The 10,406-nt window shown below is 65.0% G+C and carries 10 protein-coding genes and 1 riboswitch; of the genes, 1 reads left to right on the top strand and 9 read right to left on the bottom strand.

The window, feature by feature from the left end; genetic code table 11:
- Window positions 1–144: 144 nt before the first annotated feature.
- The 7 genes from cobU to cobO are packed head-to-tail and all read right to left on the bottom strand — an operon-like array spanning window position 145 to window position 6,559.
- Complete coding sequence (gene cobU / locus ACIP1G_RS31615; protein ID WP_400744487.1) at window positions 145–666, bottom strand: bifunctional adenosylcobinamide kinase/adenosylcobinamide-phosphate guanylyltransferase; 522 nt, start codon at window positions 664–666, stop codon at window positions 145–147.
- 1 nt (window position 667) lies between these two features.
- A complete protein-coding gene (locus ACIP1G_RS31610) occupies window positions 668–2,122 on the bottom strand; it encodes a cobyric acid synthase (protein WP_400744484.1) in 1,455 nt (484 codons plus the stop codon).
- The gene (gene cobD, locus ACIP1G_RS31605; protein ID WP_400744482.1) at window positions 2,119–3,111 is read right to left on the bottom strand and encodes a threonine-phosphate decarboxylase CobD; all 993 of its coding nucleotides are present in this window, start codon (window positions 3,109–3,111) and stop codon (window positions 2,119–2,121) included. The genes ACIP1G_RS31610 and cobD overlap by 4 nt, the downstream gene beginning before the upstream one ends.
- Window positions 3,104–4,012 (bottom strand): adenosylcobinamide-phosphate synthase CbiB, encoded by a 909-nt coding sequence (gene cbiB, locus ACIP1G_RS31600; protein ID WP_400744479.1) that lies wholly within the window; start codon window positions 4,010–4,012, stop codon window positions 3,104–3,106. Before cbiB ends, cobD begins: the two co-directional genes overlap by 8 nt.
- Window positions 4,009–4,659 carry a 5,6-dimethylbenzimidazole synthase gene (gene bluB / locus ACIP1G_RS31595; RefSeq protein ID WP_346643228.1) on the bottom strand — a complete coding sequence of 217 codons (651 nt, stop codon included), beginning with the start codon at window positions 4,657–4,659 and terminating at the stop codon, window positions 4,009–4,011. Before bluB ends, cbiB begins: the two co-directional genes overlap by 4 nt.
- Window positions 4,656–5,951 (bottom strand): cobyrinate a,c-diamide synthase, encoded by a 1,296-nt coding sequence (locus ACIP1G_RS31590; RefSeq protein WP_400744476.1) that lies wholly within the window; start codon window positions 5,949–5,951, stop codon window positions 4,656–4,658. Before ACIP1G_RS31590 ends, bluB begins: the two co-directional genes overlap by 4 nt.
- The gene (gene cobO / locus ACIP1G_RS31585; RefSeq protein ID WP_400744473.1) at window positions 5,948–6,559 is read right to left on the bottom strand and encodes a cob(I)yrinic acid a,c-diamide adenosyltransferase; all 612 of its coding nucleotides are present in this window, start codon (window positions 6,557–6,559) and stop codon (window positions 5,948–5,950) included. The genes ACIP1G_RS31590 and cobO overlap by 4 nt, the downstream gene beginning before the upstream one ends.
- A 120-nt stretch (window positions 6,560–6,679) precedes the next feature.
- Window positions 6,680–6,900, bottom strand: a riboswitch (cobalamin riboswitch).
- Between the two features lie 167 nt (window positions 6,901–7,067).
- On the opposite strand from cobO, the gene ACIP1G_RS31580 reads away from it, so the two are divergent.
- The gene (locus ACIP1G_RS31580; RefSeq protein ID WP_400744470.1) at window positions 7,068–7,646 is read left to right on the top strand and encodes a hypothetical protein; all 579 of its coding nucleotides are present in this window, start codon (window positions 7,068–7,070) and stop codon (window positions 7,644–7,646) included.
- 13 nt (window positions 7,647–7,659) lie between these two features.
- Here the strand turns inward: ACIP1G_RS31580 and ACIP1G_RS31575 are convergent, their stop codons facing one another.
- Both ACIP1G_RS31575 and ACIP1G_RS31570 read right to left on the bottom strand, forming a co-directional pair.
- A complete protein-coding gene (locus ACIP1G_RS31575; RefSeq protein WP_400744468.1) occupies window positions 7,660–10,206 on the bottom strand; it encodes a dermonecrotic toxin domain-containing protein in 2,547 nt (848 codons plus the stop codon).
- Window positions 10,193–10,402 carry a hypothetical protein gene (locus ACIP1G_RS31570; RefSeq protein WP_400744490.1) on the bottom strand — a complete coding sequence of 70 codons (210 nt, stop codon included), beginning with the start codon at window positions 10,400–10,402 and terminating at the stop codon, window positions 10,193–10,195. Before ACIP1G_RS31570 ends, ACIP1G_RS31575 begins: the two co-directional genes overlap by 14 nt.
- Window positions 10,403–10,406 lie beyond the last annotated feature (4 nt).

The raw sequence follows: 10,406 nt of genomic DNA, 5'->3' as shown, positions 1-10,406 counted from the left end.
GCCTGGCACAGGAGGGACTGGCCCGAAACAAACGTAGGAGCGGCTTTAGCCGCGAAGCGCCGCGCGGGCGGCGCTCGATCTCACAGGCGCTGCAACTGTCGTGGCAAACACCTGCCAGCCCACCTGCAATCCCGAACCCGCCCCTCACAACGCCCCCCCTTTCAACACCAAGGGCAACCCCGCCACCGTCAGCACCACCCGCTGACAGCGCTCAGCCACAGCCTGATGCAACCACCCCGCCAGGTCGACATAACGCCGAGTCAGCTCGCCCATGGGCACCACACCCAGGCCGGTTTCGTTACTGACCAGAATTACGGTACCCGGCAACTGTTCCAGGCACGCCAGCAGGGCATCACGCTCCTCGGCCAGGCGCTGGTCATCTTCAAGCATCAGCAGGTTGGTCAGCCACAGGGTCAGGCAATCCACCAGCAGGCAACGCCCTTCGGCCGCTTCGGCGCGCAGCACCGCGGCCAGGGCCAAGGGCTCTTCGATCAGCCCCCACTCATCAGGGCGGCGCTGGCGGTGCAGCAGCACGCGTTCGTTCATCTCACCATCCAGCGGCTGGCTGGTGGCAATGTAGGTCACCGGCAGGCCACTGGCACTGGCCAGCTGTTCGGCCAAGCGGCTCTTGCCGGAGCGGGCACCGCCAAGGATCAGGTTGCGCACGTCAGGCCACCCCACACAGTTGGCGCAGCTGCGCGGTGTCCAGGTGCTTTTCCACCAGATCCGCCAGGCGCTCGATGTCGCGTTCACGCAGGGCTTCGTAATCAATGACCTGCACATCCTCCAGACCGGCCCAGCGCAGCAACGCCGCGCACGACTGGCTGCCCTCGAACAGCCCGTGAAGATAAGTGGCCAGCACCTGCCCGTCGCCACTGATGGCGCCGTCGCAGCGGCCATCGGCCAGCTGAACGGCGGGCTGCTCCAAAGCCGGGCCAGCGGTGACCCCGGCATGGATCTCATAACCGGTGACCGGAGACGCTTCAAGGTTCAGCGTACCGGCAACGTTACGCAATTGCTTGTCGGCTTCAAGCACCGTGGCATAGTCCAGCAGCCCCAGGCCAGGGCTGGACCCGGCCGCCCCTTCAAGGCCCAGCGGGTCATGCACTTCGCGGCCAAGCATCTGCAAGCCGCCACAGATACCGATCACTTTGCCGCCATAGCGCAAATGCCGCTCGATGGCCTTGTCCCAACCGCGCTCACGCAATTGTGCCAGGTCACCGCGCACACTCTTCGAGCCTGGCAGGATGATCAGGTCGGCTGGCGGAATCGGCTGACCCGGGCCGATGAACTGCAGGTCCACCTGCGGGTGCAGGCGAAGCGGGTCAAAGTCGGTGTGGTTGCTGATACGTGGCAGTACCGGCACGATCACCTTGAGCACGCGTTCGCTCTTTGCACCCTGGCGCACATCGATGCCGTCTTCGGCCTCCAGGTGCAGGTCGGTGACATAGGGCAGCACGCCCAGCACTGGTTTGTCGGTACGCTGCTCCAGCCAGTCCAGCCCCGGTTGCAGCAAGGCGATGTCGCCACGGAAGCGGTTGATGACGAAGCCCTTGACCCGTGCCTGCTCGCTGGGCGACAGCAGCTCCAACGTGCCCACAAGGTGGGCGAACACGCCGCCACGGTTGATATCGGCAACCAGGATCACCGGGCAGTCCACCGCTTCGGCAAAGCCCATGTTGGCGATGTCGCCGGCACGCAGGTTGATCTCTGCCGGCGACCCCGCGCCTTCGACCATGACCACGGACCATGCGGCGCTCAACCGCTGGTGCGAAGCCAGCACCGCTTGCATGGCGATGGCCTTGTAGTCGTGATAGGCCACCGCGTTCATGCTGGTGACTGCGCGACCATGAATGATCACCTGGGCGCCGGTGTCGCTGTTGGGCTTGAGCAGCACCGGGTTCATGTCGGTGTGGGGCTGCAGTCGGCAGGCCTGGGCCTGTACCGCCTGGGCCCGGCCGATTTCACCGCCATCGGCAGTCACTGCGCTGTTCAGCGCCATGTTCTGCGGCTTGAACGGCACCACGCCGACGCCCTGGCGCAACAGCCAGCGGCACAGCGCGGTCACCAGCGTACTCTTGCCGGCGTCGGAGGTGGTGCCTTGCACCATGAGGGTGGTCATGCCGTTTCCTTTTGATAAGCCGCCAGGGCCTGAGCCAGGCGCTGTTCGCCTGTGGCGCATTCGGGCAGCCCAAGGCGTACTGCCGGCGGGTGTTCGAACAGGCGCACCAGGATGCCGCGACGGGCGAGAAAGTCATGCAGTTGCGCTGCGCGCTCGCTGCGCACGTACTGGAACAGGTCGCAGCCGCCGCTGGGCGCCAGGCCAGCGCTGCGCAACAGCGCAGCCAAGCGCTGGCTGGCGGCAGCACAACGTTCGGTCTGCACGCGCTGGGTAGGCTGGTCAGCCAGGCTGGCCTGGGCCAGCACCCGAGTCGGGCCGTTCACGGTCCACGGGCCGAGCAACTCGGCCAGGCGCAGCAGCAGGCCATGCTCGGCAGCAACGAACCCCAGGCGCACCCCGGCCAAACCGAAGAACTTGCCAAACGAGCGCAGTACGATCAAGCCTGGGCGCTCGGCACAATCGACCACGCCTTCAGCCGGGGTGTTGTCCATGAACGCTTCATCGACCAGCAGCCAGCCACCGCGGGTGGCCAGGCGCGCGTGCCAAGCCAGCAGACGTTCGCGCGCCACCCGGCGACCTGTCGGGTTGTTGGGGTTGACCAGCACCAGCACGTCGAGGCTGTCGAGCGCCGCCTCGACCTGCGCTTCATCCAGCTCCACCAGCTGGTGGCCCGCCCGCTGCCAGGCATACGGGTGTTCGGCATAGCACGGCGTCAGCACCCCTACCCGGCTTGCTGCGCGCAGCAATGGCAAGGCCTGGATCGCGGCCTGGGAACCGGCCACCGGCAGCAGCTGGCGGGCGCCGTAATAGGCACGCGCAGCGTCTTCCAGGCCGTCCTCGTTCTCCGGAAGGCGGGCCCAGGCGTCCACGGGGATCGGCGGAATCGGGAACGGCCAGGGCGCAATGCCGCTGGACAGGTCGAGCCACTGCTCGCGGGCGATGCCGTATTGCCGCACCGCGCGTAGCAGGCGACCACCATGTTCAAGCATTGATATAAGCCCCCAGGCAGATCACCAGCAGCCACAGCCACACGCCGCGCTGTACCAGGCCCCAGCCGCGCTCGATGGCGTCGGCATCGGCCATTGGCCCCTCGCCCAGGCGTGGCCGCTCATGCAGTTCGCCGTGGTACACCGCCGGGCCACCAAGCTCTACCCCCAGCGCACCAGCACCAGCGGCCATCACCGGCCCGGCGTTGGGGCTGTCCCACAAGGGGCCCTGCTTGCGCCAGCAGGCCACGGCCAGGCGGGTCTTGCCCAGCAGCGCGTAGGTCAGCGCCACCAGCCTGGCGGGAATATAGTTGAGCACGTCGTCAATGCGCGCCGCACACCAGCCGAAGCGCTCGAAGCGTTCGTTGCGGTAGCCCCACATGGCATCCAGGGTATTGCTCAGGCGGTACAGCACCACGCCCGGTGCACCCGCCACCACGAACCAGAACAGCGCTGCGAACACCGCGTCACTGCCATTTTCCAGCACCGACTCGGTGGCTGCCCGGGCCACTGCGGGCTCATCCAGCTCGCGAGTTTCGCGGCTGACCAGGTAACCGACACGGCGCCGCGCCTCTTGCAGGTCGCCCTGGCGCAAGGCGTTGGCCACCGGCAGCACATGCTCGCCCAAGCTGCGCAGCCCCACCGCACAGTACAGCGCCAGCACGTCGACCAGCCAGCCAACATAGGGCAGCCAGGACAGCACCAGCGCGATCAGGGTCAGCGGCACCACGGCCAGGAACCAGGCGCTCACGCCGTGGCTGCGCCAGCCACGCCCGCCGGCATTCATGCGGCGCTCCAGGCTACTGGCCATGTTGCCGAAGGCCACCAGCGGGTGGCGCCGTTGCGGTTCGCCCAGCAAGGCATCCAGGGCCACCCCGGCCACGGTCAGCAAGGCCACGCTCATTGGCGCTCTCCCCATTGGTTCTCGTACAGCATTTCACTCAAGGGCCTTTCTTCGGCCCAGTTTTCCTGCACCAGCATGGGCGCCGGGTAGAACTCGGTCACCGGCCCCAGGCACAGCACCGCTACCGGCTTGGCCCCGGCCGGCATGCCCAGCAACTGCGCCAGCGCCAGCGGGTCGAACAGCGACACCCAGCCCATGCCCAGGCCTTCCCCACGCGCAGCCAGCCACAGGTTCTGGATGGCGCAGGCCAGCGAGGCCAGGTCCATTTCCGGCAGGGTGCGGCGGCCGAAGATGTGCGGCTCACGATTGTCCATCAAGGCCGCCACCAACAGTTCGGCACAGTCATTGATGCCTTCCACCTTCAGTTTCATGAAGGCATCCGAACGCTCCCCAAGGGCCTCGGCGGTGCGCACCCGCTCCGCCTCCACCAGGGCCTGGATGCGCGTGCGCAGGTCGCGTTGGGTAATGCGGATGAAACGCCAAGGCTGCATCAGGCCAACGCTGGGCGCTTGGTGTGCGGCGGCCAGCAGGCGGCCAAGCAGTTCCGGTGCCACCTCGCCACCGGCGAAATGGCGCATGTCGCGGCGCTCGCCGATGGCCCGGTAGATCGCGGCGCGCTCGGCGTCGCTGTAGGCGTGCTCGCTCATGGTCGTAGCAGCGCCGCCGCCGCGTCCGGGTTGGAGGGGAAGTAAAAGTGCACGTAGGAAGCCGTCAGCCGGCCCAGGCGATACACCGCTTCGTTGCCACGCCCACCGTTGGGGCTCAGGCCACGGGCGATCGGCTCCTGCGTGGTGCTGGTCAGCGAGTGGTGATAGGTGTGCCCGCGCAAGGTGCCTTCGGGCAGCTCTACTGCCTGCAGCGCAAGGGCCGCCAGGCGCTTCTGCATGGTCGCCTCGCCTGGCAGCAGGCCGAGTAGCTCGGCACGTTCACCGGCCACGTCGGTCAGGGCATCGAGCAGGTACAGCATTCCGCCGCACTCGGCCAGCAACGGCTTGCCCTGGGCGTGATGGGCACGGACCGCTTCGCACATCGGTGCATTTGCGGCCAGCGCCTGGTGATGCAGTTCGGGATAACCGCCCGGCAGGTACAGGCTGTCTACCACCGGCAGCTCGCAATCATGCAGCGGTGAGAAGAATTCCAGCTGGGCACCCAGGTTGCGCAGCAAGTCGAGGTTGGCGCCATAGGTGAAGGCAAACGCTTCGTCCCGCGCCACGCCGATGCGCACACCGGCCAGCGAGGCCGCACAGGCTTGCGGCTCAGGCTCGGCAAAGGTTACTGGCGGCGGCAAGGCCGCGTCGCAGCTGGCCCCAAGCGCCTCGGCAGCAGCGTCCAGGCGGTCATCCAGGTCATTCAGCTCGCTGGCCTGCACCAGGCCCAAGTGGCGGCTGGGCAGCTCGATGCCGCGCTCGCGGGACAAACCGCCGTACCAGCGCAGGCCTTCGGTCAGGCTGCCTTCCAGCAATTGCGCGTGGCGCAGGCTGCCCACCCGGTTGGCCAGCACGCCGGCGAACGGCAGGTCGGCCTGGTAGCGCGCCAGGCCCAGGGCCAGGGCGCCGAAGGTCTGGGCCATGGCCGTGCCGTCGATAACCGCCAGCACCGGCACGCCGAAGTGACGCGCCAGGTCGGCGCTGGACGGGGTGCCGTCGAATAGCCCCATCACCCCTTCGATCAGGATCAGGTCAGCCTCGCCAGCCGCCTCCCACAGCAGGCGGCGGCTTTCCTCGGCGCCGATCATCCACAGGTCGAGCTGGTACACCGGCGCGCCGCTGGCCCGCTCGAGGATCATCGGGTCGAGAAAATCGGGGCCGCACTTGAACACCCGCACCTTGCGCCCGAGGTTGCGGTGCAGGCGGGCCAGGGCGGCGGTGACGGTGGTCTTGCCCTGGCCAGAGGCCGGTGCCGCGATCAGAACCGCGGGGCAATGGCGCGATTGACTCACAGTTCGACGCCCTTCTGTGCACGGATACCGGCCTGGAAGGCGTGCTTGAGCATGCCCATCTCGGTCACGGTATCGGCCAGTTCGATCATTTCGGGCTTGGCCGCACGGCCGGTAACGATCACATGCTGCATAGGCGGGCGGGCCTGGATATCGGCCAACACCTGATCAAGGTCGAGGTAGCCATGCTTGAGGGCGATGTTCAGCTCATCCAGTACCACGAACTGCACGGTCGGGTCCTGCAGCAGCTGGCGCGACACTGCCCATGCGGCTTCGGCGGCGGCGATGTCGCGCTGGCGGTCCTGGGTTTCCCAGGTAAAGCCCTCACCCATCACGTGGTAGCGCACCTGCTCGGGGAAGCGGCGGAAGAACAGCTCTTCGCCGGTACTGTTGCGGCCCTTGATGAACTGCACCACACCACACTGCATGCCATGGCCCAAGGCGCGCGCGAGCATGCCAAAGGCCGAGCTGCTCTTGCCCTTGCCATTGCCGGTCAGCACCAGCAGCAGGCCGCATTCGTTTGGGGAATTGGCGATGCGTTCGTCGATGATCGCCTTTTTGCGCTGCATGCGCGCCAGGTGGCGTTCGTCGCGTTCGGTGGGTTCGCTCATGAGGGTTCTCCGCTTGCTGGCACCACGGCAACGCGCGGTGACAGGTAATAGGCAGGCAAACGGAGAACGCGCAGGGGCCATGGCAGAAGCGCCACGGTGCACCGCGCATCACCCTCCGTGATGCCGTTGGCAGTATCAGGCCGGTCTCCGGGCTTGTGAGCGGGCCTTGGCCCAGGCCTGCGCGCCTTCCCGGGTGCTGGCACCCAGTGGCCCTGCGCGGCCGCGACTCACCTACCGTTGCGGGGGCAGCGCCGGAATCGCGCCATGCTGGCGCCCACCGGCTTCCCAGTTTCACCCTGCCCAGACGGGGCTGGCAGGGCACCTGAAACACGCGCGAAGGTTAGAGGGTTGCACCGGGAGCGTCAATCGAAGTGGACCGTTTTGCAGCCGAACAGGCGACACCTGGGCAGTGGCCAACTCCCCGAGTTGTGCCACACTGGATAAAGTGATGTCACATAGCCACCACTCTCAATTGAACGCAATCACAACGACAACAGGAGTGCGCAGCATGCGAGGCCAGATCATCAACAATCCACACCTGGAATTTCTCGGCCCGGTGCTGGAGCGCTGGGTCGACTGCATCGACCGCTTCAACCAGTTTGCCGGTGATGCCGAAGCGCCGTACTGGCATGGCGCCGCCGCCAATGCCGGGCTGCTTGCAGCAGCGGCCTGGCAGGCCGAACTGACGGCGCTTCAGCAGTTTGCTGGCAAGAAGCAGCGCGACGAAGGTGAATGTGAAGGGCGCTGCGACCTGTCGATCAGCAGCGCTGACGAGGCGCTGTACCTCAGCGTCAGCCAGCGCTGGCCTAAAGTCGCCGCGCTGGACATGGCGGCCGCCCTGCTGGAAACCACCGCCCTCGCCCGCCAAGTGGCCTACCCCAGCCAGTTGAAGGCCGGGGCGCTGTTCATAAGCCCTTGGAAAGCGGGCCAGCACGCCAGCCCCGAAGAGCTTCAGGACCTGGTCGACGACCTGCAAAAACATAACGCCTGCGCCATCGCCTGGTACTTCCCATATGCCTATCGCAAGCTGCACAACGAACTGGGGCAGTATTTCCCAGGGGTGGCGCTGCTGCTCAAGCAGGCGTGAGCCAGCACCGCCTTCAGGCCGGGAAGAAGCGCTCGACCAATGCAGGCGTACGGAACTGCGCCCGGTAAGCTGCCTCATTGAACGGCAGCCCCGTGCGCAGGTCGTACACCGGCCCGGAGACAGGCTTGCTGGTCTGCCCCAGCGTCACCTTGATAAAGCGGTAATGTTCGCCGTATACCTGCTCCAGCCCTTCGATGCGGAAGTAGTGGCCCGGCAGGAACAGTGACTCACCCTCCTTCCAGTAGATCGAGAACGCACTGATCGGCGTCGCCCCCCGATACCGTCCAGCCGTCAACTCGAACACCACCGAGCTGTCATCGAACAACCCTGGCAACCCCCCAGGCGCCTGGGAAAAAGGCAGGCAAGCAAACTCGGTGACCTTGTAGGGGTTTTCGGTAAATGAAGTCAGGTCGGTGTTGACCAGCACGTCACCAACCCGCAAGTGGCCATTTCTGTAGTACTCGCCGCTGGTACCTCGCGAGCTGTGGCCACCCCGATACAAGGTGACTTCGTCACTCTTGGGCAAATGATCCAGGCTATCGGCCAGGTCGCTGATATAGCTGTCTTCGTCACCGTACTGGTAGCGCCCGGCACGAAACACATCGTTCACGGTCGACTCGTTGCTCGTGTACCACTCGATCAGCGCATTGAAGTACTCGTTGGCATAGCGGTAGGAGTAGTGATGGTTATCGCCAACCCTTACGCAATCCATCCCTCGCGCATCCACATCAGGCGCCCCTCCACGCTGCAATTCGGCCACCGGCCATTTTTCCAGCAAGGCCTTTTGACGTTGCAAAGCGCGCTCTGCCGCCAATGTGCTGCGCGCTTCATCAATGGATGCATAGGTGTCCCAAAAGGGTGAAGTTGTACTGGGCATGCCCTCTGCGGCCGGAGGGCTGCCACCGAGCAGGCGCGGTGGCACCAGCAGCTCCCATTCGCCAGCCGCATTCAGGCGTACTGGGTTGAGCGGGGCAAAGGCAAACGGATTGTCGGCAGGCACTACCAGCCAAACGGCCAGTTCATGGCTGTAGCGCACCCGGTAGGACAGCCCGTTCAAGGTAATCCAGCACTTGCCATCGCCCGTCAGGCGTATCCCCCGCAGCAGTCCTGCCTGGCCCACTGCGCCATCCAGCACCGCGTTGGACTCCTGCCCCTCCACTTGCAGCGTAGCGCTCTCGCTTACCTGCCAATGTTCCAGTGAAACGCCTGTTTCATGGGGTGGCGCCTGGCCCGCCACGGATGCAAGGCTGGACTGGAGGGTTACATCCAGCAGGTTGAGGCTGGCAAAAAGGCTGTCGAGGACGGCAGAACGCAACGCCCCCTTACGGGTCTGCTCATCCGGTGCGCTCAGTGCCTGATCAATGTCCAGCGCCACTTTGCCGGCGCTTGCCCCAAGTGCTATCAATGACAACGGCCAGCCCAGCGCGACGAAGCTGCCGAAAACCCCCAGAAAGGCCGACAGGTAGCCACTGAGCATGGCCTTGCGCAAGCTGGCATTGTCCCGCATCAGCTGGGCATTGCGCCGCATTTCGGTGCCGGCCTGGTCCGCCAGGCAAGTAAAAATATCCCCATTGATTCTGCGTTCGAACAGCTTGAGCGCGACCAGTGCCGATTCATCCGAGCGGCTGTCAGCGATGCCTTTCAGGTGAACCCTGATCAACTGCCGCCTCTCGGCGTCATGCGGATTGCTGTGTACGCCCGCCACAAAACTGTCCAGCGCTTGCGGCGATTGCACTTGCGCGACGAACCAGCGGGCCATTGCCAGCTCAGAGTCGAACGCCCTGAGCGCTTCACTGTGCCAGGGCAGATATGCCAGCACCCGGCCACCTTGCGTATGCAACGTGAACAGCCCTCCCCTGTCCCCACTGCCGAAAACATAGCGGTACACCGTCCACGGGTGGCTGCTACTGTCCCGGCCCAACTTTTCGAGTGTGGGCAGATCGTCATCCGCCAACATGTCACTCACCATGGCGCGTAAACGTAGCCAGTCGAATTGCGTAATCCGCCCGGCATTCAGGGCTCGCACACCTTCTCCAAGCAAGTTGGCTTTGGTCAATATGCGAAAGCTGGCGCCATGCGTTACCCAGAACTGCTCTACCGCCTGGCGATACAGTGCTGCAAAGTCCAGTGCCCACAGGTCTTTCTGCACCGCGCTGCCCAACATGCGGATTTCATTTCGCTCGTTGTAGTCAGGGGCATGCGGCCCTTGCCAATAAAAGCCACCGCGCAGGTCGAGTTCGTCGACAGCATCCTGGAAGTAGACATCGAACCGCTCGATCACCAGCTCCGTGAGCACCAGCGATTTCTGCGGTGGCCCGCTGTGCTGCCAGCCGGTGAACGTGCGGTTGCTGGAGCTTTCCGAGTTGAACTGGTGCCACCAGACGAACCGCGGGTCCATGGCCCGCCCCGTGTGTTTTCGCACGATCTGTTCAGCCTGCCGGCTTGCCAGCAGATAGGGGTCGGGGAAATCCCGAAGCACCTCGTCAGCCAGCCGGATCAAGGGAATCGCAGCGCCTGCGGTTTCGAGGTTGCGACGGGTTTGCTCTTCAAGTTCGCTCATGCTCCACTCCTGACGCCATCCAAAAGCAGGCATGCTGGCCGGAAAATGGCGTCAGGGAGTGGTAGGTGTGTAGTGCCATTATTTTCGCCCCACCTCGCTCCGCGCTCTTGATCTTGATCTTGATCTTGATCTTGATCTTGATCTTCGCGACTTCAGGAGGCCGAACGCAGGCCTTGCGGAGGGAGGTGACGGGCATGGAT

The sequence above is a fragment of the Pseudomonas sp. NPDC089392 genome (assembly GCF_044749595.1).
Taxonomy (GTDB): Bacteria; Pseudomonadota; Gammaproteobacteria; order Pseudomonadales; family Pseudomonadaceae; genus Aquipseudomonas.
The sequence above is the reverse complement of the archived record's forward strand: the minus strand, read 5'-3'. Positions and strand labels throughout refer to the sequence as shown.